Origin of the sequence: Arcanobacterium haemolyticum DSM 20595 (assembly GCF_000092365.1) — a bacterium.
Classification (GTDB): Bacteria; Actinomycetota; Actinomycetes; order Actinomycetales; family Actinomycetaceae; genus Arcanobacterium; species Arcanobacterium haemolyticum.
Genome location: NC_014218.1, coordinates 1,503,908 through 1,528,530, shown reverse-complemented (window position 1 = coordinate 1,528,530; position 24,623 = coordinate 1,503,908). Strand labels below are relative to the sequence as shown.

General features: G+C 54.1%; 31 protein-coding genes. All 31 read left to right on the top strand.

Annotated features, from left to right (window positions below):
* Positions 1-75: 75 nt before the first annotated feature.
* The 31 genes from rpoC to ARCH_RS06850 all read left to right on the top strand — a co-directional run bounded on the left by rpoC (position 76) and on the right by ARCH_RS06850 (position 24,622).
* On the top strand, positions 76-4,053 hold the full coding sequence (gene rpoC / locus ARCH_RS06995; RefSeq protein WP_013170588.1) for a DNA-directed RNA polymerase subunit beta': 3,978 nt from the start codon (positions 76-78) through the stop codon (positions 4,051-4,053).
* Positions 4,054-4,137: 84 nt separating this feature from the next.
* Positions 4,138-5,466 carry a PAS domain-containing protein gene (locus ARCH_RS06990; protein ID WP_013170587.1) on the top strand — a complete coding sequence of 443 codons (1,329 nt, stop codon included), beginning with the start codon at positions 4,138-4,140 and terminating at the stop codon, positions 5,464-5,466.
* A gap of 312 nt (positions 5,467-5,778) precedes the next feature.
* Complete coding sequence (gene rpsL, locus ARCH_RS06985) at positions 5,779-6,153, top strand: 30S ribosomal protein S12 (RefSeq protein WP_013170586.1); 375 nt, start codon at positions 5,779-5,781, stop codon at positions 6,151-6,153.
* Positions 6,153-6,623 carry a 30S ribosomal protein S7 gene (gene rpsG / locus ARCH_RS06980; protein WP_013170585.1) on the top strand — a complete coding sequence of 157 codons (471 nt, stop codon included), beginning with the start codon at positions 6,153-6,155 and terminating at the stop codon, positions 6,621-6,623. The genes rpsL and rpsG overlap by 1 nt, the downstream gene beginning before the upstream one ends.
* Positions 6,624-6,666: 43 nt before the next feature.
* Positions 6,667-8,787 carry an elongation factor G gene (gene fusA, locus ARCH_RS06975; protein ID WP_013170584.1) on the top strand — a complete coding sequence of 707 codons (2,121 nt, stop codon included), beginning with the start codon at positions 6,667-6,669 and terminating at the stop codon, positions 8,785-8,787.
* A 124-nt stretch (positions 8,788-8,911) separates the two neighbouring features.
* Positions 8,912-10,102: an elongation factor Tu gene (gene tuf / locus ARCH_RS06970; RefSeq protein WP_013170583.1), complete on the top strand. Its 1,191-nt coding sequence runs from the start codon at positions 8,912-8,914 to the stop codon at positions 10,100-10,102.
* Between the two features lie 322 nt (positions 10,103-10,424).
* Entirely contained in the window at positions 10,425-10,733 is a 309-nt protein-coding gene (gene rpsJ / locus ARCH_RS06965) for a 30S ribosomal protein S10 (RefSeq protein WP_013170582.1), read from the top strand.
* A gap of 13 nt (positions 10,734-10,746) precedes the next feature.
* Positions 10,747-11,415 (top strand): 50S ribosomal protein L3, encoded by a 669-nt coding sequence (rplC, locus tag ARCH_RS06960; RefSeq protein ID WP_013170581.1) that lies wholly within the window; start codon positions 10,747-10,749, stop codon positions 11,413-11,415.
* 5 nt (positions 11,416-11,420) lie between these two features.
* Positions 11,421-12,068, top strand: a complete 648-nt coding sequence (rplD, locus tag ARCH_RS06955) for a 50S ribosomal protein L4 (RefSeq protein ID WP_013170580.1) — start codon at positions 11,421-11,423, stop codon at positions 12,066-12,068.
* Entirely contained in the window at positions 12,065-12,379 is a 315-nt protein-coding gene (gene rplW / locus ARCH_RS06950; protein WP_013170579.1) for a 50S ribosomal protein L23, read from the top strand. The genes rplD and rplW overlap by 4 nt, the downstream gene beginning before the upstream one ends.
* Before the next feature lie 29 nt (positions 12,380-12,408).
* Positions 12,409-13,245 carry a 50S ribosomal protein L2 gene (gene rplB, locus ARCH_RS06945; protein ID WP_013170578.1) on the top strand — a complete coding sequence of 279 codons (837 nt, stop codon included), beginning with the start codon at positions 12,409-12,411 and terminating at the stop codon, positions 13,243-13,245.
* 17 nt (positions 13,246-13,262) lie between these two features.
* Entirely contained in the window at positions 13,263-13,544 is a 282-nt protein-coding gene (gene rpsS, locus ARCH_RS06940; protein ID WP_013170577.1) for a 30S ribosomal protein S19, read from the top strand.
* Positions 13,545-13,571: 27 nt separating this feature from the next.
* Entirely contained in the window at positions 13,572-13,931 is a 360-nt protein-coding gene (rplV, locus tag ARCH_RS06935; protein WP_013170576.1) for a 50S ribosomal protein L22, read from the top strand.
* Between the two features lie 2 nt (positions 13,932-13,933).
* The gene (gene rpsC, locus ARCH_RS06930) at positions 13,934-14,758 is read left to right on the top strand and encodes a 30S ribosomal protein S3 (protein WP_013170575.1); all 825 of its coding nucleotides are present in this window, start codon (positions 13,934-13,936) and stop codon (positions 14,756-14,758) included.
* Between the two features lie 5 nt (positions 14,759-14,763).
* Positions 14,764-15,180 (top strand): 50S ribosomal protein L16, encoded by a 417-nt coding sequence (rplP, locus tag ARCH_RS06925; RefSeq protein WP_013170574.1) that lies wholly within the window; start codon positions 14,764-14,766, stop codon positions 15,178-15,180.
* The gene (rpmC, locus tag ARCH_RS06920) at positions 15,177-15,410 is read left to right on the top strand and encodes a 50S ribosomal protein L29 (protein ID WP_013170573.1); all 234 of its coding nucleotides are present in this window, start codon (positions 15,177-15,179) and stop codon (positions 15,408-15,410) included. The genes rplP and rpmC overlap by 4 nt, the downstream gene beginning before the upstream one ends.
* Before the next feature lie 8 nt (positions 15,411-15,418).
* A complete protein-coding gene (gene rpsQ / locus ARCH_RS06915; RefSeq protein ID WP_013170572.1) occupies positions 15,419-15,703 on the top strand; it encodes a 30S ribosomal protein S17 in 285 nt (94 codons plus the stop codon).
* A 91-nt stretch (positions 15,704-15,794) separates the two neighbouring features.
* Complete coding sequence (rplN, locus tag ARCH_RS06910) at positions 15,795-16,163, top strand: 50S ribosomal protein L14 (RefSeq protein WP_013170571.1); 369 nt, start codon at positions 15,795-15,797, stop codon at positions 16,161-16,163.
* Between the two features lie 3 nt (positions 16,164-16,166).
* Complete coding sequence (gene rplX / locus ARCH_RS06905) at positions 16,167-16,511, top strand: 50S ribosomal protein L24 (protein WP_013170570.1); 345 nt, start codon at positions 16,167-16,169, stop codon at positions 16,509-16,511.
* A gap of 8 nt (positions 16,512-16,519) precedes the next feature.
* Complete coding sequence (gene rplE / locus ARCH_RS06900) at positions 16,520-17,065, top strand: 50S ribosomal protein L5 (RefSeq protein ID WP_041640984.1); 546 nt, start codon at positions 16,520-16,522, stop codon at positions 17,063-17,065.
* A 5-nt stretch (positions 17,066-17,070) separates the two neighbouring features.
* Positions 17,071-17,256, top strand: coding sequence for a type Z 30S ribosomal protein S14 (locus ARCH_RS09725; protein ID WP_013170568.1), 186 nt, complete (start codon positions 17,071-17,073; stop codon positions 17,254-17,256).
* A gap of 55 nt (positions 17,257-17,311) precedes the next feature.
* On the top strand, positions 17,312-17,710 hold the full coding sequence (rpsH, locus tag ARCH_RS06895; RefSeq protein WP_013170567.1) for a 30S ribosomal protein S8: 399 nt from the start codon (positions 17,312-17,314) through the stop codon (positions 17,708-17,710).
* A 15-nt stretch (positions 17,711-17,725) separates the two neighbouring features.
* Positions 17,726-18,262 carry a 50S ribosomal protein L6 gene (rplF, locus tag ARCH_RS06890; protein WP_013170566.1) on the top strand — a complete coding sequence of 179 codons (537 nt, stop codon included), beginning with the start codon at positions 17,726-17,728 and terminating at the stop codon, positions 18,260-18,262.
* A complete protein-coding gene (gene rplR, locus ARCH_RS06885) occupies positions 18,262-18,633 on the top strand; it encodes a 50S ribosomal protein L18 (RefSeq protein WP_013170565.1) in 372 nt (123 codons plus the stop codon). The genes rplF and rplR overlap by 1 nt, the downstream gene beginning before the upstream one ends.
* Positions 18,634-18,658: 25 nt before the next feature.
* Positions 18,659-19,366, top strand: coding sequence for a 30S ribosomal protein S5 (gene rpsE / locus ARCH_RS06880; RefSeq protein ID WP_013170564.1), 708 nt, complete (start codon positions 18,659-18,661; stop codon positions 19,364-19,366).
* The gene (gene rpmD, locus ARCH_RS06875; protein WP_013170563.1) at positions 19,363-19,545 is read left to right on the top strand and encodes a 50S ribosomal protein L30; all 183 of its coding nucleotides are present in this window, start codon (positions 19,363-19,365) and stop codon (positions 19,543-19,545) included. Before rpsE ends, rpmD begins: the two co-directional genes overlap by 4 nt.
* Positions 19,545-19,991, top strand: coding sequence for a 50S ribosomal protein L15 (gene rplO, locus ARCH_RS06870; protein WP_013170562.1), 447 nt, complete (start codon positions 19,545-19,547; stop codon positions 19,989-19,991). Before rpmD ends, rplO begins: the two co-directional genes overlap by 1 nt.
* 255 nt (positions 19,992-20,246) lie before the next feature.
* Positions 20,247-21,533 (top strand): preprotein translocase subunit SecY, encoded by a 1,287-nt coding sequence (secY, locus tag ARCH_RS06865; protein WP_013170561.1) that lies wholly within the window; start codon positions 20,247-20,249, stop codon positions 21,531-21,533.
* Positions 21,530-22,114, top strand: coding sequence for an adenylate kinase (locus tag ARCH_RS06860; protein WP_013170560.1), 585 nt, complete (start codon positions 21,530-21,532; stop codon positions 22,112-22,114). Before secY ends, ARCH_RS06860 begins: the two co-directional genes overlap by 4 nt.
* 72 nt (positions 22,115-22,186) lie before the next feature.
* Positions 22,187-23,020, top strand: a complete 834-nt coding sequence (gene map, locus ARCH_RS06855) for a type I methionyl aminopeptidase (RefSeq protein WP_013170559.1) — start codon at positions 22,187-22,189, stop codon at positions 23,018-23,020.
* 324 nt (positions 23,021-23,344) lie between these two features.
* Positions 23,345-24,622, top strand: a complete 1,278-nt coding sequence (locus tag ARCH_RS06850; protein WP_013170558.1) for an MFS transporter — start codon at positions 23,345-23,347, stop codon at positions 24,620-24,622.
* The last annotated feature ends 1 nt before the right edge of the window (position 24,623 follow it).

Genomic DNA, 24,623 nt, shown 5'->3' with positions numbered 1-24,623 from the left:
AGCAGCTTTTCGCGCCTGCTGCTCACCTCGCGAAATGCCCAAAAATCGGCGTACTAAATTGAGGAAGTAGGAACCTTGCTCGACGTCAATCTTTTTGATCAGCTCCACATTTCGCTGGCCACGTCGGAAGATGTGCGCAAGTGGAGCCACGGCACCGTCACCAAGCCGGAAACCATTAACTACCGCACATTGAAGCCGGAAAAAGACGGTCTGTTTGGTGAACAGATCTTCGGCCCAACCCGTGACTGGGAATGTGCATGTGGTAAGTACAAGCGCCCACGCTACAAGGGCATCGTTTGTGAACGTTGTGGTGTTGAAGTCACCCGTTCCAAGGTGCGCCGCGAACGTATGGGGCACATTGAACTTGCTGCGCCTGTCACCCACATTTGGTATTTCAAGGGTGTTCCATCACGCCTTGGCTACCTGCTTGATATTGCTCCAAAGGATCTGGAAAAGGTCATCTACTTCGCCGCCTACATGGTGACCGATGTTGATGCAGAGCGCCGCCACAACGATCTCCCAGCCCTCACGGCTGAATACGAGATGGAGCGCGCCAACCTTCAGAAGGAATGCGATGCTGCTGTTGAGAAGCGTTTGAAGGCTGAAGAAGCCGCTCTTGCAGAAGCAGAGAAGAACGGTCAAGACGCTGCTGCCCGCGCTAAGATCAAGCGCAACGCAGAAAGCGAAGCACGCCGTGTTCGCCGTGAATATGAAGACGACATCGCCCGCCTCGAAGAGGTCTGGGATAAGTTCACCAAGCTCAAGGTTGGCGATCTTGAAGGTGACGAAGATGCATACCGTGAAATGGTTCTTCGCTGGGGCGATTACTTCCAGGCTTTCCGTGGTGCGGAAGCAATTCAGCGCCGCCTGAAGTCGTTCGATTTGGAAGCAGAGCACGAAGCTCTTGTTGAACAGATCGAAACCGGCACCGCCCAGCGTAAGACTCGCGCCCTCAAGCGCATCAAGGTTGTGAACGCATTCCTGCATTCTGGCACCGCGCCAGAAGCAATGGTGTTGGACGCGCTTCCAGTGATCCCACCGGATCTACGCCCAATGGTTCAGCTCGATGGTGGCCGTTTCGCTACCTCCGATTTGAACGATCTCTACCGCCGCGTTATCAACCGTAACAACCGCCTCCAGCGCATGATCGATCTCAACGCGCCTGAGATCATGGTGAACAACGAAAAGCGTATGCTTCAGGAAGCTGTTGACGCGCTGTTCGATAACGGCCGCCGTGGCCGCCCAGTTCAGGGCGCCGGCAACCGTCCGCTGAAGTCGATCTCTGACATGCTCAAGGGTAAGCAGGGTCGTTTCCGTCAGAACTTGCTCGGTAAGCGTGTTGACTACTCGGGTCGTTCCGTTATCGTCGTCGGCCCAACTCTGAAGCTGCACCAGTGTGGTCTTCCAAAGACCATGGCTCTGGAACTCTTCAAGCCATTCGTGCAGAAGCGTTTGGTGGATCTTGAACTCGCCAAGAACATCAAGGCTGCAAAGCGTCTGATCGAACGTCAGCGCGATGAGGTCTTCGACGTTCTCGAAGAGGTCATTCGTGAACATCCAGTTCTGCTCAACCGTGCACCAACCCTCCACCGCCTCGGTATTCAGGCGTTCGAACCACAGCTCATCGAAGGTAAGGCAATCCGCCTCCACCCACTCGTGTGTTCCGCGTTCAACGCTGACTTCGACGGCGATCAGATGGCAGTCCATCTGCCACTATCGGTTGAAGCACAGGCAGAAGCACGTATCCTCATGCTTTCGGCAAACAACATCCTCAAGCCATCGGACGGCCGCCCAGTGACTGTTCCGGCACAGGATATGATTATCGGTCTGTACCACTTGACCGTTGTTCGTGATGGTGGCGATGGCGAAGGCCGTTACTTCTCATCGGTTGCTGAAGCGCAGATGGCGTTCGATTTGGGCCAGTTGGATCTTAACTCCATGATTAACCTCCGCTTCCCAGCGAACGATATCGTCCCGCCACGTGAGTGGGAAGCTCCAGAAGGTTACGAGGAAGGCGATTCGATCATCCTCAAGACAACCCTGGGCCGTGCGATCTTCAACGAAGCCCTCCCAACCACCTTCCCGTTCATCAACAAGGTTGTGGGCAAGAAGGTTCTTGGCACGGTTATTAACGAACTTGCTGAGCGTTACCCGAAGGTCGACGTCGGCGCCTCGCTTGACGCCCTGAAGGAAACCGGTTTCTACTGGGGCGGACGTTCCGGTGTGACTATTGCGGTTTCGGACGTTATTCCGCCAGAAACCAAGAAGGATATCCTTGCGGCTGCTGAAAAGCGCGCTGCGAAGATCGAACAGGACTTCCAAGAAGGTAACATCCGTGACGAAGATCGCCGTAAGGATCTGGTTGCTCTCTGGACTGAAGTTACTGACGAAGTCGCAGAAGAAATGCGTAAGAACTTCGATGACTGGAACAACGTGAACATCATGGTTACCTCGGGTGCTCGTGGTAACTGGATGCAGATTCGCCAGGTTGCTGGTATGCGTGGTCTCGTGGCTGATCCAAAGGGTGAAATTATTCCTCGCCCGATCACGTCGAACTACCGTGAAGGCCTGTCCGCTCTGGAATACTTCACGGCAACCCACGGTGCTCGTAAGGGTCTTGCTGATACGGCGTTGCGTACGGCAGAATCTGGTTATTTGACGCGTCGTCTGGTTGACGTTGCACAGGACGTGATCGTTCGCGAACACGATTGTGGTACGTCGCGCGGCTTGTCCAAGTTCATTGTTGCAGTGGATAAGGAAGGCAATGAACTCCGTGAGGTGCTCGTTGATGGCGTTCCAACCACCGTAACAGAGAAGGAAGTTTCCGCAGCCCAGTGGGAGTCTGGTAAGGTTCTTCCGAACGAAGAATTGGATACCTCGGTTTACGCTCGTACTTTGGCGAAGGATGTTGCCGACGCCGATGGCAACATTCTTGTTGAAGCGGGCACCGATATGGGTGATGTTGCGCTTGAGAAGCTTCTTGCTGCTGGCATTAAACAGATTTCGGTTCGTTCCGTTCTTACCTGTAATTCCCGCGTTGGTACCTGTGCGATGTGTTATGGCCGTTCGTTGGCAACGGGCAAGCTCGTTGACATCGGCGAAGCGGTTGGTATCGTGTCAGCACAGTCCATTGGTGAACCGGGTACTCAGCTGACGATGCGTACGTTCCACACTGGTGGTGCGGCATCGGCAGAAGATATTACCCAGGGTCTGCCGCGTGTTCAGGAACTGTTCGAAGCACGTACGCCTAAGGGTGAGGCTCCGCTCGTTGAGGCAGCCGGTAAGCTGGAGATCGAAGATCTCGAACGTTCCCGCCGCCTGATCATCAAGCGTGATGACGGCGATGAGGATCTAGTTTACTTGGTGGGCAAGCGTGCCAAGCTTTTGGTTCCAGAAGGTTCGCACGTGACAGTCGGCCAGCAGCTGGTTGAAGGCCTGATCGATCCTAAGAAGGTTCTTCGTATCTCGGGCCGCCGTACCACGCAGTTGCACTTGGTTTCTGAAGTTCAGCACGTTTACCGTTCGCAGGGTGTTGAGATTCACGATAAGCATATTGAAGTTATCGTGCGTCAGATGCTCCGCCGGGTCACGGTTTTGGATTCGGGCGATACTCGCTTGTTGCCTGGTGAACTTGTGGATGTTTCGGTGTTTGAATCTGCAAACCGTGCAGTTTTGGCTGAAGGCGGCCGTCCAGCATCTGGCCGTCCAGAGCTGATGGGTATCACTAAGGCATCGTTGGCAACGGATTCGTGGCTGTCTGCGGCATCGTTCCAGGAGACAACCAAGGTTCTGACAGAAGCGGCGTTGAACTCTAAGTCCGATCCACTTGCGGGCCTGAAGGAAAATGTTATCCTCGGTAAGCTCATCCCAGCTGGTACCGGCCTTGAGTCGCTACGCCAGCTTCGTGTTGAGCCAACTGCGGAAGCACGTTCCGAATACGAACAGCTCAACTCGTTCATGGGCTCCGGTATGGAATCGTTTGATGATTTCTACGGGTACGGTTCGTTCGACGATTACGATACATCGGGTTTCGGGTTCGGATCTAACTTCTGATCTGATTCGACACTAGAACGATTGGAAAGCGGTGGCGCGAATGCCACCGCTTTCCCTTTCATTTATAAAGGGAGTAAAGAAATAATGGTTGAGCCTAATGGCCAAGCACACAATGTAGCTGCGCATGAATTGTTCTTTTCTACAACTGATTCGCGTGGCGTGATTGATTTATCGAATTCGGTGTTTATCCGCATGTCACGTTATGAGCGTGTTCAGTTGGCAGGTGCGCCGCATAATATTATTCGCCATCCTCATATGCCGGGTGGTGCCTTTAAGACGATGTGGGAGACTATTTCTGGCGGCGAACCGTTTGGTGCGTACGTGACGAATATGGCTGCGGATGGGTCTGAGTATCGGGTGTTTGCCACGGTTACGCCGTTGGATGGCGGTGGCTATTTGTCGGTGCGTTCGGCGCCGATGAACAATGATTTGGCGCAGGCTGCGAATCGAATTTATTCGCATGTTCGGCAGGTGGAAAATGCGGCAGCGTTGGAGGGGCAGAACCGCCGTGCATGTGCTCGGCTTGGCGCGCAGGCGTTGGTGAGTGATCTTGAGCTTGCGGGTTTTGCTTCATACGATGACTTCATGCATATGGCGCTCACGTCTGAAGTTTCTGCGTGGGAGGCTCATAATGGCGATTTTCCGGTGCGAGATTCTGGATCTCAGCTGGGGGAGTTGCTCTTAGAGGCGCATCAGATTCACACGTATTTTTCGCAGTGGATGAAGGATCAGGAACAGTTGCATCATCTGGTTGAGGAGATCGGTGGGGCAGTGGCGCATGTTCGGTCGACGATGGCGGATATGGCGCACGTGGGCCAGGAGTTTTCGGCACATTCGGTGAGTCGGCCAGATTTGACGATGCCGTTGTCCGTGTGGATTTCGATGCAGGATATCATCGGTGGTTACATGGATGGTCTGGTTGCTAAGTTGACTGAATTGAGGGCCAACATTAAGCACACGCAGGTGAATATTGCGTTGAGTCGGCTTCACTTATCAATGTATGGCCAGTTTGTGTGTGAATTGATTGATATGCAGAACGATCCAGATAGTGTGCGTTCGTTGCGTATGCTTGGGCGCGCGTTGCGTGAAGATTTCGCGCGGTTGGATACGCAAGTTGCCCGTACGTCGTCGTTAATCCAGAATGCGAAGAATTACGTGCGTAACGTGAGCGACGCGGTTGCGATTCCGCGGCAGCTTTTGGGTGTGTGGGAGACGACGACGGGGCAGGCGATGGATAGTGCCGTCGAAACGGAACTTGCAGCGGCTGTTGCTCACGCGAAATCGAAAACTGATACGGCGATTAGTGCGCTGGAAGCGTTCTATGACCACCTGGGTACGGAGAATCTTTCGGCACATAATCGTGAGAAATATGAAGCCCACCTTGCAAAGTTGTGTGATGTTGATAACGTGTGACTGTGGTGTGAAACGGGCTGATGGCTGTGGAAAAGGAGCCTGTGTGCCTAGTGCCACTAAGCAAAATGCGCTCATTCTTTGACTGATGTAGTGCGGATTCGTTAGTCTTATGAACGGTGCCCGTTCCATGCGTATACCGTTGCCAATTCGGAAAAACCGAACGCTTTCTCGTGAAAGCCTGTCTCCACACTGTCGGATTTTCGAATGTGAATACGCTTGGACGTTAGGAAAGAACGGTGTCTTTCCGACCGCAGGTTCGAAAAAGGCGAACAGGCGGGCAGTTCGACTATTGACATATCAACAGGAGAAATAGTGCCAACTATTCAGCAGCTGGTCCGTAAGGGCCGCTCCAGCAAGGCGAGTTCATCCAACACGCCGGCGCTGAAGGCTAGCCCGCAGCGTCGTGGCGTGTGCACCCGTGTGTACACCACAACCCCAAAGAAGCCAAACTCGGCTCTTCGTAAGGTTGCCCGTGTCCGTCTTTCTTCCGGTATCGAAGTTACCGCTTACATCCCAGGCGAAGGCCACAACCTCCAGGAGCACTCGATCGTGCTCGTTCGCGGTGGTCGTGTGAAGGATCTTCCTGGTGTGCGTTACCACATCGTCCGTGGTGCACTTGACACCCAAGGTGTTAAGAGCCGTAACCAGGGCCGTTCCAAGTACGGTGCTAAGAAGGAGAAGAAGTAATGCCACGTAAGGGTCCAGCGCGTAAGCGCCCGCTCATTGCTGATCCGGTTCACGGCTCCACAGTCGTTACCCAGCTCATTAACCGCGTGCTTCTTGATGGTAAGAAGTCCACAGCAGAACGCATCGTCTACGGTGCACTCACCGCTGTTGGCGAAAAGACTGGTCAGGAACCACTTTCCGTCCTCAAGCGCGCACTTGACAACATCCGTCCACAGCTCGAAGTGCGTTCCCGCCGCGTCGGCGGTGCAACCTACCAGGTTCCAGTTGAAGTGAAGCCTGGCCGTGCAAACACGCTCGCACTTCGCTGGCTCGTTGATTTCTCCCGCGGTCGCCGTGAGCACACCATGCTCGAACGCCTCCAGAACGAAATCATGGACGCCGCTAATGGCCTCGGCGCCGCTGTTAAGCGCCGTGAGGACATGCACAAGATGGCCGAAGCGAACCGTGCGTTTGCGCACTACCGCTGGTAAAAAGCCGTCGGGCACCCGCCCGGCATGATCAGGAAAGAGAGCCATGGCACACGAAGTGCTTACCGACCTCAAGAAGGTCCGTAACATCGGAATTATGGCGCACATTGACGCGGGTAAAACCACCGTTACTGAGCGCATCCTCTTCTACACCGGTATTAACTACAAGCTCGGTGAAACCCACGATGGCGCCTCCACCACTGACTGGATGGAGCAGGAAAAGGAACGCGGCATTACGATTACGTCTGCTGCTGTTACCTCGTTCTGGAAGGGTCATCAGATCAACATCATCGACACCCCAGGACACGTTGACTTCACCGTCGAAGTGGAGCGTTCGCTCCGCGTTCTCGACGGCGCTGTTGCAGTGTTCGACGGCAAGGAAGGTGTTGAACCACAGTCCGAAACCGTTTGGCGCCAGGCTGACAAGTACAATGTTCCACGTATCTGCTTCATCAACAAGATGGACAAGATGGGTGCGGACTTCTACTTCTCGGTTCAGACACTGAAGGACCGCCTCCACGCTGTCCCAGTGATCATGGAACTCCCAATCGGTGCTGAGTCCGAACTCGCTGGCGTTATCGATCTTCTCAACATGAAGGCACTGCGCTTCCCTGAGAAGGATGATAAGGGCAACGCAACCATGGGTAACTTGGTTGTTGAAGAAGAGATTCCAGCTGATCTCCTCGACAAGGCTGAAGAATACCGCGCTGCTCTCGTTGAGCAGGTTGCAGAAAACGACGACGAACTTCTTGACAAGTACCTCAGCGGCGAAGAACCAACCGTTGCAGAGCTCAAGAAGGTCATTCGCCGTATGACTATCGCCGGCGAAGGCTTCCCAGTTTACTGTGGTTCGGCATACAAGAACATTGGCATCCAGCCAGTTCTCGACGCCGTCGTTGACTTCCTTCCTTCCCCACTCGATGTAGGCGAAGTTAAGGGTGTTGATCCACGTGACGAAGAAGTTGAGCTCACGCGTCAGCCAGATGAGAAGGAACCATTCGCAGCTCTCGCATTCAAGATTGCTGTTCACCCGTTCTTTGGTCGTTTGACCTACGTTCGCGTGTACTCCGGCAAGATGGATGCTGGTTCGCAGGTTCTCAACGCAACCAAGGGTAAGAAGGAGCGTATTGGAAAGATCTTCCAGATGCACTCCAACAAGGAAAACCCAGTTGATACCGCTCACGCTGGCCACATCTACGCTGTTATCGGCCTGAAGGATACCACCACTGGTGATTCCTTGACCGATCTCAACCACCCAATCTCGCTCGAATCGATGACATTCCCGGATCCAGTTATCCACGTCGCAATCGAGCCAAAGTCGAAGGCTGACCAGGAAAAGCTCGGCATTGCTATTCAGAAGCTTGCTGAAGAAGATCCAACCTTCACCGTTCGTCTTGATGACGAGTCCGGCCAGACCGTCATTGGCGGTATGGGCGAACTCCACCTTGACATCATCGTTGACCGTATGCGTCGCGAATTCAAGGTTGAGGCAAACGTTGGTGCACCGATGGTTGCATACCGTGAAACCATCCGTTCCGTTGCGAAGTCTATCGACTACACCCACAAGAAGCAGACCGGTGGTTCCGGTCAGTTCGCAAAGGTTCTTGTTACCTTCGAACCTCTCGAGGAAAACGAAGAAGGCAAGACTTACGAGTTTGTTGACGCCGTGACCGGTGGCCGCGTGCCACGCGAGTACATTCCGTCAGTCGATGCTGGTATTCAGGCAGCCATGGAGAACGGCGTTCTTGCCGGTTACCCAATGGTGAACGTGAAGGCCACGCTCGAAGACGGCGCGTACCACGACGTCGATTCCTCCGAAATGGCGTTCAAGATCGCCGGCCAGATGGTATTCCGTGAAGGTGCAAAGCGCGCCAACCCGGTTATCCTCGAACCAGTGATGGACGTGGAGGTCCGTACTCCTGAAGAGTACATGGGAGATGTGATCGGCGATCTTAACTCTCGCCGTGGTCAGATCTCCTCGATGGAGGATGCGACCGGTGTAAAGATCGTTCGCGCTCTCGTTCCGCTTTCCGAAATGTTCGGATACGTTGGCGATCTGCGTTCTAAGACGCAGGGTCGTGCGGTGTACTCCATGCAGTTCGCGAAGTACCAGGAAGTCCCGAAGGCTGTTGCCGACGAGATCATCCAGAAGACCCGTGGCGAGTGAGCCAACAGGTCTGATTTACAATCAAACCAATCGACCAGTAGGATCTCTTTAGCCACGGTTTGGTGCTAGCGCACAAAACTTATAAGCTGAAGACCAAATAACATCGAGTCCCAGGAGGGCGAAAGTGGCCAAGGCCAAGTACGACAAGTCCAAGCCGCATATGAACATCGGCACCATCGGTCACGTCGATCACGGTAAGACGACGACGACCGCTGCTATTACCAAGGTTCTTGCGGATAAGTACCCAGAACTGAACGAGTTCACCCCGTTCGACCAGGTTGATAACGCTCCAGAAGAGCGCCAGCGTGGTATTACCATCAACGTTTCCCACGTTGAATACCAGACCGAAAAGCGTCACTACGCTCACGTTGACGCTCCAGGCCACGCCGATTACATCAAGAACATGATTACCGGCGCAGCTCAGATGGACGGCGCAATCCTCGTTGTTGCAGCTACCGACGGTCCAATGGCTCAGACCCGCGAGCACGTTCTTCTTGCTCGCCAGGTTGGCGTTCCACAGATCATCGTTGCTCTCAACAAGGCTGACATGGTTGACGACGAGGAAATCCTCGAACTCGTCGAAATGGAAGTTCGTGAGCTTCTCTCTTCCCAGGAGTACCCAGGTGACGACCTCCCAGTCGTCAAGATCTCGGCACTCAAGGCTCTCGAAGGCGATGCCGAATGGAGCAAGGCAATCGAAGATCTCATGGAAGCTGTCGATACCTACTTCGACGATCCAGTGCGTGACCTCGATAAGCCATTCCTCATGCCAATCGAAGACGTCTTCACCATCACCGGTCGTGGCACCGTTGTTACCGGCCGTGCAGAGCGCGGTATGCTCAACTTGAACGAAGAAGTTGAAATCCTCGGTATCCGTGCACCACAGAAGACAACCGTTACCGGTATCGAAATGTTCCACAAGTCGATGGATCACGCAGATGCAGGCGAAAACTGTGGTCTTCTCCTCCGTGGCACCAAGCGCGAAGATGTTGAACGTGGTCAGGTTGTTGCCAAGCCAGGCACCATCACCCCACACACCAACTTCGAAGCTCAGGTCTACGTGCTCGGTAAGGAAGAAGGTGGCCGTCACAACCCATTCTTCTCCAACTACCGTCCACAGTTCTACTTCCGTACCACGGATGTTACCGGCGTGATCACCCTTCCAGAGGGCACCGAAATGGTTATGCCAGGCGACAACACCGACATGACAGTTGAGCTCATCCAGCCAATCGCTATGGAAGAGGGCCTCGGCTTCGCTATCCGTGAGGGTGGCCGCACCGTTGGTTCAGGTCGAGTCACCAAGATCATCAAGTGATGCATCTTTTAGGTAACTAAGCCTATGGATGGGCCCTGCCGCTTCGGCAGGGCCCATCCTTTTAACATTCGACTACATTCGAAGTGGAGTAAGACACTAACCACGGTTCAGACTTGAAGGGTGTAGGCAATGTTTGCAATACTTATCAAGTTGTCTGGTTGTATCCAGACGTTAAGAACTTGGCCGAAGTGCAAAAGTATTTCGGTACATAAGGCCGGTTCACTGAAAAATCTCATAGGGCTTGACGTTGTTGATTGCTTAACCGCGACACGCCCGAATGCGGGTTTCAGTGTTCCGCGGTAGAAGAGAGGGAGACGACGCCATGGCGGGACAAAAGATCCGCATCCGTCTGAAGTCTTATGACCATGAGGTCATCGACAACGCAGCGAAAAAGCTCGTCGACGAAGTTACCCGTACAGGAGCGTCGGTCGTGGGCCCAGTGCCGTTGCCGACCGAGAAGAACGTTTTCACGGTCATTCGCTCGCCCCACAAGTACAAGGACAGTCGCGAACACTTCGAAATGCGTACGCATAAGCGACTGATCGACATTGTCGATCCGACTCTGAAGACCATTGACACGCTTCGCCGTCTGGATCTTCCAGCCGACGTTAGCGTCGAGATCAAGCTCTGAGGTAACGCATAAAATGACCAAGAACATCACTACTGCCACAGTGGCGCCTGTTAAGGCCCTGCTCGGCATCAAGCTCGGCATGACCCAGGTCTGGGATGAGAACGCAAAACTCGTTCCAGTGACTGTCGTTCGTGTTGGTAAGAACGTTGTTACTCAGGTTCGTACACCTGAAATCGATGGCTATTCAGCAGTCCAGATTGCATCTGGCGAACTGAAAGCTAAGAATGTGACGAAGCCACTCAAGGGTCACTTTGAGAAGGCTGGCGTTGAGCCACGTCGTCACGTTGCAGAAATCCGCACTGTTGACGCCGAAGATTACACTCTCGGCCAGGAACTCGGTGTTGAGACCTTCGAAGCAGGCCAGACTATCGATGTTATCGGTAAGTCAAAGGGCAAGGGCTTCGCTGGCGTAATGAAGCGTCACGGCTTCGCTGGCGTGTCCGCTTCCCACGGTGCTCACCGTAACCACCGCAAGCCAGGCTCGATCGGCGCATGTTCCACCCCATCCCGCGTTTTCCGCGGTATGCGTATGGCTGGACGTATGGGCAACGCCCGCGTCACCGTGCAAAACTTGACCATTCACGCCATCGACACCGAGAACAACCTTATTCTCGTGTCTGGCGCTATCCCAGGTAACAAGGGTGGCGTCGTCGTGATCCGTACTGCCGTGAAGGGAGCCTGATCTAAATGGCAGACCTCAAGGTTGACATCCTCGACACCACAGGCGCTAAGGCCGGTTCGGCAACTCTCCCAGCAGAGTCGTTCGATCTCGAGATCAACATTCCGCTGATCCACCAGGTTGTTGTTGCTCAGCTTGCTGCTGCACGTCAGGGCACACACAAGACCAAGACCCGTGGCGAAGTCCGCGGTGGTGGCGTCAAGCCATTCAAGCAGAAGGGTACCGGTCGCGCCCGCCAGGGTTCGATCCGCGCACCTCACTTCACCGGCGGTGGTACTGTCCACGGCCCGCGCCCACGCGATTACTCGCAGCGCACACCTAAGAAGATGATTGCTGCAGCATTGCGTCAGGCACTGTCTGATCGTGCTCGTAACGGCCGTATCCACGTCGTTACCGGTATCGTCGATTCCGCAACTCCGTCCACCAAGGCAGCCCTCAACCTCGTTTCGAAGGTTGCAGAGCAGCGCGGTGCACTTGTTGTACTCGAACGTAACGAAGAGACCGCAGTTCTCTCGCTCCGTAACCTGCAGGAAGCACACACCCTGTACGTTGACCAGCTCAACGCATACGATGTGCTCGTTGCTGACGATGTCATCTTCACCCAAGCAGCTCTTGACACCTTCGTTGGTGCACACAGCAAGGAGGAGACGAAGTGACTCAGTACGCAGCGTTCCATAACAAGGATCCGCGTGACGTCATTCTTGCCCCAGTAGCAACTGAAAAGTCTGCTCGCGGCGAGGATGAAGGCAAGTACACCTTCTTGGTGCAGCCATCCGCGAACAAGACGGAAATCAAGATCGCCATTGAGAAGATCTTTGGTGTCAAGGTTGAGTCCGTGAACACCCAGAATCGTGCAGGCAAGACCCGCCGTACCCGCAACGGCATCGGCCGTCGCAAGGCTACCAAGCGAGCCATTGTTACCCTCCGTGAGGGCACGATCGACATCTACGGCGAGATCGTCGGCTAACGCCGGCAGGATATTGAGGATAAGAACTCATGGGAATTCGTAAGTACAAGCCGACGACACCAGGTCGTCGCGGTGCGAGCGTCGCCGACTTCGCTGAGATCACCCGATCGACGCCGGAGAAGTCGCTCCTGCGCCCGCTTTCCAAGACTGGTGGCCGTAACAACAACGGTCGCATCACCACCCGTCACAAGGGCGGTGGCCACAAGCGCCAGTACCGCGTGATCGACTTCCGTCGTCACGACAAGGACGGCGTTCCAGCACGCGTTGCTCACATTGAGTACGACCCGAACCGTACCGCTCGTATCGCCCTTCTCCACTACGTGGATGGCGAAAAGCGCTACATCTTGGCTCCGGTCAACCTCAAGCAGGGCATGATGGTGGAAAACGGTCCATCCGCTGACATCAAGCCAGGCAACAACCTTCCACTCCGTAACATCCCGGTTGGTACCGTGATTCACGCTGTGGAACTGCGCCCAGGCGGCGGTGCGAAGATCGCACGTTCCGCTGGTGTTTCGGTGCAGCTCGTTGCTAAGGAAGGCAAGTACGCCCAGCTGCGTATGCCATCCGGCGAAATTCGTAACGTCGACGCGCGCTGCCGTGCGACTGTTGGCGAAGTTGGCAATGCTGAGCAGTCCAACATCAACTGGGGTAAGGCTGGCCGTATGCGCTGGAAGGGCGTCCGCCCAACCGTGCGTGGTGTCGTTATGAACCCGGTTGACCACCCACATGGTGGTGGTGAAGGCAAGACCTCTGGTGGCCGTCACCCAGTTTCACCATGGGGCCAGAAGGAAGGCCGCACCCGCCACCCCAACAAGCCCAGCGACAAGCTCATTGTGCGCCGTCGCAAGACTGGCAAGAAGCGCTGATCAGGAGGATTTGAGCAATGCCGCGTAGTTTGAAGAAGGGCCCGTTCGTCGATTCACACCTTATGAAGAAGGTTGACGAACAGAACGAAAAGGGTACCAAGAACGTTATCAAGACCTGGTCCCGTCGGTCGGTTATCACCCCCGATTTCCTAGGTCACACCTTTGCAGTCCACGACGGCCGCAAGCATGTTCCGGTGTTCGTCACCGAATCCATGGTCGGCCACAAGCTCGGCGAATTCGCTCCAACTCGTACTTTCCGGAGTCACGAGAAGGACGATCGCAAGGGCCGCCGCCGCTGAGGCAGCGCGAGAGAGTTAGGCAGGATTATGGAAGCCAAGGCACAGGCACGTTACGTACGTGTTACGCCGCAGAAGGCACGTCGCGTGATCAACGAGATCCGTGGAATGCGTGTCCTCGCAGCGGTCGACCTACTGAAGTTCGCACCACAGGCAATCGCAACAGACGTCAAGAAGATTCTTGAATCTGCTGTTGCTAATGCCCGCTACGCCGCCGAACAGGCGAACGAGCGTTTCGACGAAGCAGAACTCAAGGTTGTTGCTGCTTACGTTGATGAAGGCCCAACCATGAAGCGCATTCAACCACGCGCTCAGGGCCGTGCGAACCGCATTTTGAAGCGGACAAGCCACATCACCGTTATTGTCGGTGACGAGAAGAGGGGAGCCTGATTGTGGGACAGAAAGTAAACCCGACCGGTTTCCGTCTCGGTATCACCACCGAACATCGGTCAAAGTGGTTCGCTGATTCCTCCAAGGAAGGTCAGCGTTACCGCGATTACATTGAAGAAGACATCAAGATTCGCCGCAAGGTCGAAAACGATCTCGAACGCGCAGGTATTTCCCGCGTCAACATCGAGCGTCGTACCGAGCGCGTTGTGATCGACATCCACACTGCACGTCCAGGCATCGTCATTGGCCGTCGTGGTGCAGAAGCCGATCGTCTTCGCCAGGATCTTGAGAAGCTGACCGGTAAGGCCGTTCAGCTTAACATCCTCGAAGTTAAGAACCCAGAAGCTGACGCACAGCTTGTTGCTCAGGGTATTGCTGAGCAACTCGCAGCACGTGTTTCCTTCCGTCGCGCAATGCGCAAGGGCATTCAGTCCGCGCAGCGTGCAGGCGCTAAGGGTATCCGTGTTCAGTGCTCTGGCCGTCTTGGCGGCGCTGAAATGTCGCGTGCAGAATTCTACCGTGAAGGTCGAGTTCCACTGCACACGCTTCGCGCCAACATTGACTACGGTTTCTACGAGGCACGCACCACCTTCGGCCGTATCGGCGTGAAGGTATGGATCTACCGCGGTGACATCACCGACGCCGAATACTACCGTTCACTCGCTGAAGCTCCGCGTGGTCGCGGTGGCCGTGGCGGCGAACGTCGTGGTCGTCGTGGCGATCGTCCGAACCGTGGCGCACGTTCGAACCAGTCGGCAGAGCAAACCGCTACTCCGGCTGAAGCACCGGCAACCGAGCCGGCACAGACCCAGGAAACGGAGGCCTGAGTTACATGCTCATTCCCCGCCGCACAAAGTACCGCAAGCAGCATCGTCCGACCCGTTCGGGCATGTCTAAGGGCGGAAACCAGATTGCATTCGGTGAATTCGGTATCCAGGCTCTGGAGCCGGCATACATTACCAACCGTCAGATTGAAGCAGCACGTATTGCTATGACCCGTCACGTGAAGCGTGGTGGTAAGGTGTGGATTAACATCTTCCCAGATCGCCCGCTCACCAAGAAGGCTCTCGGCCTTCGTATGGGGTCTGGTAAGGGCCCAGTGGAAACCTGGGTTGCCAACGTGAAGCCTGGCCGTGTCATGTTCGAACTTGCTGGTGTGCCTGAGCAACTAGCTCGTGAAGCAATGCTGCGTGCTATGCACAAGCTCCCAATGAAGACCCGTTTTGTTACCCGTGAGGATGGTGAATGATGGCTAAGGGCATCACCACTGAAGAGCTAGACAAGCTAACTGACGTTGAGCTTGCCGAGCGTCTGAAGGAATCGAAGGAAGAACTGTTCAACCTTCGCTTCTCAGCCGTGACCCACCGTCTGGAAGATTCCGGTCGTCTCAAGGAAGTACGTCGTAATATTGCACGTATTTACACAATCGCCCGCGAGCGTGAGCTCGGAATTCGCACCGCTCCGACGGCTAAGAAGTGAGGTCCCACATGAGCGAGCAGGAAAAGTTGACTGAAACCACAGCGCGAAACTATCGCAAAGTTCGCCGTGGTTATGTAGTATCTGACAAGATGGACAAGACAGTTGTGGTCGAAGTCGAAGACCGCCGTAAGCACCCGCTTTACGGTAAGGTTATGACACGTACCAAGCGCGTCAAGGCCCACGATGAATCTAACGAGGTCCGGGTTGGCGATCTCGTCCGTATCATGGAAACCCGACCATTGTCTGCGACCAAGCACTTCCGCGTGGTCGAGATTATCGAGAAGGCAAAGTGATGTATCCCGGGCGGCAACGCCCGGGAAAGCAAACCATCCGTTCGGCAAGGCTCGTTTAACGAGAACCGGCACGACGACAGGAGAAATGTAAATGATCCAGCAGGAGTCGCGGCTTAAGATCGCCGACAACACCGGTGCTAAGGAAATCCTCTGCATCCGCGTGCTTGGCGGTTCTGGCAAGCGCTACGCCGGAATTGGCGACACGATTGTCGCCACCGTCAAGGATGCTATTCCTGGCGGTAATGTAAAGAAGGGCGACGTCGTTAAGGCGGTCGTCGTCCGTGCAAAGAAGAGCACTCGTCGCGCTGACGGCTCGTACATTCGTTTCGACGAAAACGCAGCTGTCATCCTGAAGAACGAGAACGAGCCACGTGGTACCCGTATCTTCGGCCCCGTTGCTCGTGAACTTCGCGATAAGAAGTTCATGCGTATCGTTTCATTGGCACCGGAGGTGATCTGACACATGGCGAAGATCAAGAAGGGTGACCTAGTTCAGGTAATCGCGGGACGTGACAAGGGCTTGCAGGGAACTGTTTTGACAGTTTTCCCAGCTGAAAACCGTGTCATCGTCGAAGGCGTTGCTCGCGTGAAGAAGCACACCAAGGTCGGTCGTACCGATCGTGGTGCAGCAACTGGCGGCATCGAAACCGTCGAAGCTCCAATTCACATCTCGAACGTGGCCCTCGTTGGCCCAGACAAGAAGCCAATTCGCGTTGGTTTCCGTGAGGTTGAAGTTGAGCGCGATGGCCGCAAGAAGATCATGCGCGAGCGTATTGGCCGTCGCGGTGGAAAGGAAATCGAACTGTGAGCGAGAAGATTACTCCGCGTTTGAAGACTAAGTACGCCGATGAAATTCGTTCCAAGATGAACGACGAGTTCAAGTACGTAAACGTCAACCAGATTCCAGGTCTGGAAAAGATCGTCGTCAACATGGGTGTCGGCGATGCAGCACGTGATTCTAAGGTTCTGGAAGGTGCTATCGCTGATATCACCGCTATCACCGGCCAGAAGCCACAGATCAACCGAGCACGCAAGTCCATCGCACAGTTTAAGCTGCGCGAAGGTCAGGCAATTGGCTGCCACGTTACTATGCGTGGCGATCGTATGTGGGAATTCCTTGATCGTCTGCTCGCAACTGCTCTGCCACGTATCCGCGATTTCCGCGGTTTGTCTGCAAAGCAGTTCGATGGACATGGTAACTACACCTTCGGTTTGACCGAACAGTCCATGTTCCACGAAATCGACCAGGACAAGATTGATCGTGTCCGCGGTATGGATATCACCGTGGTTACGACCGCCAAGACCGACGACGAGGGACGTGCATTGTTGCGTCACCTTGGATTCCCGTTCAAGGAGGACTGACGACAATGGCAAAGACCTCACTCAAGGTAAAGGCTGCTCGTAAGCCTAAGTTCGCCGTTCGCGCTTACACCCGTTGTCAGCGTTGCGGCCGTCCGCACTCGGTTTACCGCAAGTTCGGCCTGTGCCGTGTTTGCTTGCGCGAGATGGCCCACCGTGGCGAACTCCCCGGTGTAAAGAAGTCCAGCTGGTAAGAATCTACGTCGCAGGTCTTAACAGGAAACCGCGACGAGAAAGGGCAAAAGCCCGATGTCTATGACAGACCCAATTGCAGATATGCTCACGCGTCTGCGTAACGCCAACTCGGCGTTCCACGAGTCGGTTTCGATGCCGTACTCGAAGATGAAGGCAAACATCGCCAACATCCTTCAGCGTGAGGGTTACATCGCCGACTTCACAGTCGAAGATGCCCAGGTGGGCAAGACGCTCACCCTCAACTTGAAGTTCGGTCCAAACCGCGAGCGTGCGCTTGCTGGTCTTCGCCGTATTTCTAAGCCGGGTCTCCGCGTTTACGCGAAGTCCACCAATCTTCCTCAGGTTCTCGGCGGCCTTGGCGTGGCAATCTTGTCCACGTCGTCAGGTCTGCTCACTGACCGTGAGGCCAAGGACAAGGGCGTAGGTGGGGAAGTCCTCGCCTACATCTGGTAAGGAAGGAGTTAAACAATGTCTCGTATTGGTAAGCTCCCAATTGCCATCCCTGCAGGTGTTGAGGTCAAGCTTGACGGCGATGTTATCTCCGTTAAGGGCCCAAAGGGTGAACTCACTCACACCATCCCGGCTCCCATTACCGTTGAGATTGAAGACGGCACCATTACCGTTAAGCGTCCAAACGACGAGCGCGTCTCTCGTTCGCTTCACGGTTTGACCCGTACGCTGATCTCCAACAACATCACCGGTGTTACCACCGGCTACACCAAGTCTCTCGAAATCGTGGGTACTGGTTACCGTGTTGTTGCAAAGGGCTCGGACCTCGAGTTCTCTCTTGGTTACTCCCACACGATCTACGTTGAAGCTCCAGAAGGTATCACCTTCGCAGTCGAGGCTCCTACGAAGTTCTCGATCAGCGGCATCAACAAGCAGCAGGTCGGTGAGATGGCAGCTCGCATCCGTAAACTCCGTAAGCCTGAGCCATACAAGGGCAAGGGTATTCGCTATGCCGGCGAACATGTTCGTCGCAAGGCCGGAAAGGCTGGTAAGTGATGGCTGTTACTCCAAAGGGCAAGGGCAAGTTCGTTTCACGTACTCGCCGCCATATCCGTCTTCGCAAGCGTATTTCCGGTACCACCGAGCGTCCACGCCTGGTTGTTACCCGGTCAAATCGCCACATGGTTGCACAGGTTATCGACGACACCGTTGGCAAGACCCTCGTGTCTGCGTCAACTCTCGAAGTCGATCTGCGCGCCTCATCCGATTCCAAGGTTTCTAAGTCCCGCGTTGTTGGTGAACTCATCGGCAAGCGTGCGATCGACGCTGGTATTACCACAGTGGTCTTTGACCGTGGTGGAAACAAGTACCACGGTCGTGTTGCTGCTGTCGCAGAAGGCGCCCGCGAAGCTGGCTTGACCCTGTAAATTGGCGAAACGAGAGGAAATTCTTATGGCTGCACAGCAGCGAGGACGAGCCGCTGGCTCGGAGAACGACGGCGCGCGCAACGAGCGCAACAACCGTCGAGATGATCGCCGTGGCGATCGTCGTACCGATCGTCGCGCCGAGGACCGCAACGCATACGTAGAGCGCGTCGTGACGATCAACCGTGTTGCTAAGACCGTCAAGGGTGGACGTCGCATGTCCTTCACCGCACTTGTTGTGGTGGGCGATGGCAACGGCACCGTCGGTGTTGGTTACGGTAAGGCAAAGGAAGTACCGGCAGCTATTGCTAAGGGTACCGAGGAAGCAAAGAAGAACTTCTTCAAGGTTCCACGTATTGGCACTACGATTCCACACTTGGTCCAGGGTAAGGACGCCGCAGGCGTCGTCTTGCTCCGTCCAGCTTCGGCTGGTACCGGTGTTATCGCCGGTGGCCCAGTTCGTGCAATCATGGAGTGCGCTGGTATCCACGATGTTCTTTCTAAGTCCCTCGGTTCTTCCAACGCTATCAATATTGTTCGCGGTACGATCGCAGCACTGAAGCAGCTCGAACAGCCTGAAGCTGTTGCTGCTCGCCGTGGTCTTGCACTCGACGCAGTTGCTCCTCAGGCAATGCTCCGCAAGCGAGCAGAGCATGAAGCTAAGGAACGCGAAGATGCTGAACTCGAAGCACAGCGTGCTGAGAATGAAGCTGCCGCCGCAGGAGTTGGTGCATGATGAAACTCAAGATTACTCAGACGAAGGGTTTGGTAGGTACCAAGCAGAACCAGAAAGATACGGTTCGTTCGCTTGGCCTGCACAAGATCCACCAGTCGGTCGTTCGTGAAGATACCCCGGTTGTCCGCGGGATGATCCGCACGGTTGCCCACCTGGTTACTGTGGAGGAGGTTGCCTGATGGCTGACGTTCTGAAGGTTCACGATCTATGCCCAGCAGCTGGCGCCAAGAAGGCACGCACTCGCGTTGGCCGTGGTGAAGGCTCAAAGGGTAAGACTGCTGGCCGCGGTACCAAGGGTACCAAGGCACGCTACCAGGTTAAGGCTGGTTTCGAAGGTGGCCAGATGCCAATGCATATGCGCCTGCCGAAGCTCCGTGGTTTTAAGAACCCGGCTCGCATCGAATACCAAGTTGTTAACTTGAGCAAGCTCGAATCCCTCTTCCCAGAGGGTGGCACCGTTACCGTTGAAGAACTTGTTGTAAAGGGCGCTGTCCGCGCAAACAAGCTCGTCAAGGTTCTTGGTACCGGCGAAATCAGCGTTAAGGTCAACGTTACTGTTGACGCTTGGTCTGCTTCTGCAAAGGAGAAGATCGAAGCTGCTGGTGGTTCGCTCGAGCAGCGCTGATCATAGCGCGTAAAGCCTAAGGCGGGCTCTAAGTCACTTATGTGATTCAGAGCCCGCCTTTTACATGTAGAATGTCTCAAACGTAACTTGATTAACGTTACTATTTATGCCTGTGTAACGGGTATAGTTATCAAAGAAAGTGTGCATAGTTATGGCTAAGTACACGATGGCTTTCGAGCCTTGTTATGCCCAGACATCGGCGTTTGCCGATATACCGTGCCCGGCGATCCCGGAACCAACATCGGAGGAACTTCCTTGCTACACGCACTGATCTCAGCCTTCCGTACCCCAGACTTGCGAGCAAAGCTCCTCTTCACCGTTATGATTATGGTGATCTACCGTCTCGGTACGTTCATCCCTGCTCCATTTGTTTCATATGAGAATGTCACCAAGTGTCTCGATGAAGCGGGGAGTGACGGTCTGCTCACCCTGATCAACATGTTCTCGGGTGGTGCTATGCTCAAACTTGCAGTCTTTGCGCTCGGTATCATGCCGTACATTACGGCGTCCATCATCGTTCAGTTGATGAAGGTTGTTATCCCGCGTTTTGAAGAGCTCTCCAAGGAAGGCCAGACGGGCCAAGCAAAGCTCACGGAGTACACTCGTTACCTCACGATTTTCCTGGCTATCCTACAGTCTTCTGTTACCGTGTCTGTGGCTAACGGCGCACTGTTCCAGAAATGCTCCGTTGATCCGATCCCGAACGCATCGGCAGGCAAGTACATTATTGCTATTTTGGCGATGACTGCCGGTACAGGCCTGATCATGTGGATGGCGGAACTTATCACTGAACGCGGTGTGGGCAACGGTATGTCTCTCTTGATCTTCACGGGTATCGCAGCTAACTTCCCAGCAATGCTCGGCAGCGTCAGCCAGTCGAACCACGGCTGGCTGGGCGTCCTGATCGTCCTTGGCATGTTCCTTGCGATCATTGTTGTGGTTGTGTACGTGGAACAGTCCCAGCGTCGTATCCCAGTACAGTATGCAAAGCGTGTTGTTGGGCGTCGCACCTACGGCGGCACATCCACCTACATCCCGCTGAAGCTCAACATGGCAAACGTTATTCCAGTTATCTTCGCATCCTCGATTTTGTCGATGCCAACCATGATTGCTCAGTTCGCGCAGTCAAATGAAGGCTGGGCAGGCTGGATTCACACCTACTTTGCGCCACATTCATTCTCGTACCTGTGCGTGTACTTCTTCCTAATTTTGTTCTTCGCATTCTTCTACACGTCGATCACCTTCAATCCAGAAGAAGTTGCAGACAACATGAAACGCTACGGCGGCTTCGTCCCAGGTATTCGCGCAGGCCAGCCAACCGCAGATTACCTGCGTTACGTGATCAACCGAATCACGTGGGTTGGCGCCCTCTACTTGGCGATCATCGCGCTCATCCCGCAGATCGTCTTTACCCAAATGGGTTTGACTACGTTCAGCTTCGGCGGAACGTCGATCATCATTCTCGTTGGCGTTGGTCTTCAAACTGTTAAGGATATTGACGCCCAGCTCCAACAGCGACACTACGAAGGATTCCTACGATGAGTTTCCGTTTGATTCTTGCTGGTCCTCCAGGAGCAGGCAAGGGCACTCAAGCGACCACAGTTTCACAGCAACTTGGCATTCCAGCTATTTCCACTGGAGAAATCTTCCGTGCGGAAATCGCCAACAAGTCTGACATCGGCCTTGAAGCCCAGCGCTACATTAGCGAAGGTAACTTGGTTCCAGACTCCGTGACGAACGAAATCGTTCGGCGTCGTCTGGCACGCCCGGACGCTGTCAACGGCTTCTTGCTCGATGGCTACCCACGCACTCTCGAACAGATTGATGCGCTCGAAGCCATGTTGGCTGAAGACGGCTTGAGCATTGACGCCATGGTTGATATCGAAATTCCAGATGAGGAAGTTGAAGGCCGTCTCCTGAAGCGAGCTGAGATCGAAGGACGCGCCGATGACACCCCTGAAGTGATTGCCCACCGCGTCAAGGTCTACCACGATGCAACCGAACCGATCATCGGAGCTTTCCGCGATCGTAACAAGCTCATCACGATTGATGGTATGGGTACGATCGAAGAGGTTCGCGAACGAATCGTCACCGCAGTGAAAGAACGTCTAGGTCTTAACTGAACGTAAGTTAACTGCTAGCTACCACGTAGCTAGCAGTTAACTTTTTATCCACATATATAAGGATCAGAAATCATGGGACATTCAATCCAATATAAAACTGACGAACAGATCGTGAAGATGCGTGCTGCTGGTCTCGTCGTCGCTCAAATCCATGCAGCGCTACGTGATGCCGTGAAACCAGGCGTGACCACCGCGGATATGGATGCGGTTGCACAAGAAGTCCTGGCCAAAAATGGATCCCGATCAAATTTCTACGGCTATTACGATTATCCGGGGCACATTTGTACGTCGGTGAATAACGTGATCGTTCACGGCATTCCCGGCGATTACGTGTTGCAACCAGGCGATCTTGTGTCCTTCGATTGCGGCGCCATCGTTGATGGATGGCATGGGGATGCGTGCATCTCCGTCGTCGTTCCTGGGGGAGACGCGGCTATCACCGCGAAACGTCAAGAACTTTCCGATATTACACGCGAATCAATGTGGGTAGGTATCGCGGCGATGGCAACTGGAAAGCGCGTGGGGGATATTGGTGACGCGATCGATGACTACGTCGAATCACTCGACGGCGAACTCCATCCCGACATCGTCCTTGACTTCACCGGGCACGGAATTGGTGACTCAATGCACCAAGAACCGGAAGTCCTCAACTACTCAATCGACGGGCGAACCCCGAAACTCAAGCCAGGAATGGTCCTCTGTATCGAACCGATGCTGACCGCCGGCGCGCAAGATAACCACACTCTTGCAGACGAATGGACCGTAGTGACAGACGACGGATCCGACGCCTGCCACTGGGAACACATGGTGGCCCTGCACAAAGGCGGAATCTGGGTACTCACTGAACCGGATGGCGGCGAAAAAGAGCTCGCCCGATTCGGAATCAAGGTTGCGCCGCTGAGCTAAAACGAGCTGAGCACAACGTAAAAATAGCATTATTGAAAACGTCCCGAGAGCACGATCGGGACGTTTTTCCTAAAGTGCGTAATAAGGCTTTTGATAGACTTGCCTTGTGATCTGGCAGAGCCAAGTCGCTGGCATTGAGGCCAGCGCGCTTCACTCGCCTCAGTGCGAGGGATCACAAGTTAAGGAGTTGGTTTCGGACTTACGGAGTCCAGAATCGACTCCATTTTTTATGCCATCGATCTTTACCCATAAGCAGCGATATGTGCTTATGGGTAAAGATCGATTTTTTCTATCCAGTCTTCTGCTCGTGAAAGCGAACATGCTATGAAAAATTTCCGCACTGAGGTGCATGCTTCCGACTTGTCTCGGAGTCACCGTTTCTTTCTTCTGGTTCTGGTATCAATCGGAAGTTCGATCATCTATACACCGGCATATTTAAAAAACGTTTTTTATGATCCACTGATGCAAGCAACGGGAGCATCGAATGCTGAGATCGGTAAGATGCTGTCGGCGTACGCCATCACCGCGACGATTTGCTACCTTCCTTCTGGAATTATTGCAGATAAGATCCGTACACGGACTTTGGCGTGGGTAGGCTTTGTTAGTACAGCAGTGCTGACATTCGTGTATGCAATGTTGCCGTCCATCGGAATGCTTTATGTTGTGTTCGTTGGTATGGGTATTACAACGATTTTGATCTGGTGGGGAATCCGTTTCAAGCTGGTTCGCCTTATCTCAGAAGAAGATGAATACTCGCGCAATATCGGGGTTTCCTACGGGTTCTATGGGGCTGCAGGTCTGCTCGTAGGTTTAGTAAGCCTTGGCATTGTGACGTGGATGGCAAACAACATGATCATGGCTATCCGTACGATGCTTGTTTTCCTTGGCGTCCTCATTCTTCTTTTGGGCATTCTCTCTTACCTGTTCATTCCACGGTTCGAAGGGGAAATTGCGCCTTCTAGTTCTGGTTTCCAGATTTCGATGGTGACTGAGGCCTTCAAGAATCCTGTTGTGTGGTTGGCTTCGTTAACAATGTTCTTCGTGTACTTCTACTACACCGGCGTTAACTACACGACTCCTTATCTCAAAGACGTGATGGGCGCATCGCTTGGAGTAGTTACAGTGGTATCGATTTTGCGAACCTATGGTGTGACACTCTTGTCTGGGCCTGCCTTTGGGTTTATGGCAAAGGCAGTCGGTTCCCCGTCTCGTATTATTGCGCTTTCTTCTCTTACTGCTGCGGCTGGCTTGGTAGCGTTCACAGTTCTTCCGCAGACTGCAGGTATGGCAGTTGTTGCAGCGATCATCGTGGTTGCACTTGGCTTTATCGCGAATGGTGTGTTTGGTGTGGTTTCGTCTCAGCTAACTGAAGGTAAAGTTCCGCTGTCTATTTTCGGAACGGCAACTGGCCTTCTCTCTGTGATTGGTTTCTTGCCGGACACGTTCTCATCTGCGTGGTTTGGATCGATTATTGATGCGCAGGGGAATGATGCATATCCAGTTATTTTCTATATTTTGGCTGGAGCAGCAGTATTAGCAGCAGTTTTCTCTGCTCTGCTTTTGGCTTACGTTAAGCGTCTTCCTAAGGCCGAGATGAAGTAAG

Coding starts and splice junctions, on each gene's coding strand:
- ARCH_RS06990 (WP_013170587.1), top strand. CDS start 4,138: ATGGTTGAGCCTAATGGCCAAGCACACAATGTAGCTGCGCATGAATTG.
- rpsG (WP_013170585.1), top strand. CDS start 6,153: ATGCCACGTAAGGGTCCAGCGCGTAAGCGCCCGCTCATTGCTGATCCG.
- fusA (WP_013170584.1), top strand. CDS start 6,667: ATGGCACACGAAGTGCTTACCGACCTCAAGAAGGTCCGTAACATCGGA.
- rpsJ (WP_013170582.1), top strand. CDS start 10,425: ATGGCGGGACAAAAGATCCGCATCCGTCTGAAGTCTTATGACCATGAG.
- rplC (WP_013170581.1), top strand. CDS start 10,747: ATGACCAAGAACATCACTACTGCCACAGTGGCGCCTGTTAAGGCCCTG.
- rplD (WP_013170580.1), top strand. CDS start 11,421: ATGGCAGACCTCAAGGTTGACATCCTCGACACCACAGGCGCTAAGGCC.
- rplB (WP_013170578.1), top strand. CDS start 12,409: ATGGGAATTCGTAAGTACAAGCCGACGACACCAGGTCGTCGCGGTGCG.
- rpsS (WP_013170577.1), top strand. CDS start 13,263: ATGCCGCGTAGTTTGAAGAAGGGCCCGTTCGTCGATTCACACCTTATG.
- rplV (WP_013170576.1), top strand. CDS start 13,572: ATGGAAGCCAAGGCACAGGCACGTTACGTACGTGTTACGCCGCAGAAG.
- rplP (WP_013170574.1), top strand. CDS start 14,764: ATGCTCATTCCCCGCCGCACAAAGTACCGCAAGCAGCATCGTCCGACC.
- rpmC (WP_013170573.1), top strand. CDS start 15,177: ATGATGGCTAAGGGCATCACCACTGAAGAGCTAGACAAGCTAACTGAC.
- rpsQ (WP_013170572.1), top strand. CDS start 15,419: ATGAGCGAGCAGGAAAAGTTGACTGAAACCACAGCGCGAAACTATCGC.
- rplN (WP_013170571.1), top strand. CDS start 15,795: ATGATCCAGCAGGAGTCGCGGCTTAAGATCGCCGACAACACCGGTGCT.
- rplX (WP_013170570.1), top strand. CDS start 16,167: ATGGCGAAGATCAAGAAGGGTGACCTAGTTCAGGTAATCGCGGGACGT.
- ARCH_RS09725 (WP_013170568.1), top strand. CDS start 17,071: ATGGCAAAGACCTCACTCAAGGTAAAGGCTGCTCGTAAGCCTAAGTTC.
- rpsH (WP_013170567.1), top strand. CDS start 17,312: ATGTCTATGACAGACCCAATTGCAGATATGCTCACGCGTCTGCGTAAC.
- rplF (WP_013170566.1), top strand. CDS start 17,726: ATGTCTCGTATTGGTAAGCTCCCAATTGCCATCCCTGCAGGTGTTGAG.
- rplR (WP_013170565.1), top strand. CDS start 18,262: ATGGCTGTTACTCCAAAGGGCAAGGGCAAGTTCGTTTCACGTACTCGC.
- rpsE (WP_013170564.1), top strand. CDS start 18,659: ATGGCTGCACAGCAGCGAGGACGAGCCGCTGGCTCGGAGAACGACGGC.
- rpmD (WP_013170563.1), top strand. CDS start 19,363: ATGATGAAACTCAAGATTACTCAGACGAAGGGTTTGGTAGGTACCAAG.
- rplO (WP_013170562.1), top strand. CDS start 19,545: ATGGCTGACGTTCTGAAGGTTCACGATCTATGCCCAGCAGCTGGCGCC.
- ARCH_RS06860 (WP_013170560.1), top strand. CDS start 21,530: ATGAGTTTCCGTTTGATTCTTGCTGGTCCTCCAGGAGCAGGCAAGGGC.
- map (WP_013170559.1), top strand. CDS start 22,187: ATGGGACATTCAATCCAATATAAAACTGACGAACAGATCGTGAAGATG.
- ARCH_RS06850 (WP_013170558.1), top strand. CDS start 23,345: ATGAAAAATTTCCGCACTGAGGTGCATGCTTCCGACTTGTCTCGGAGT.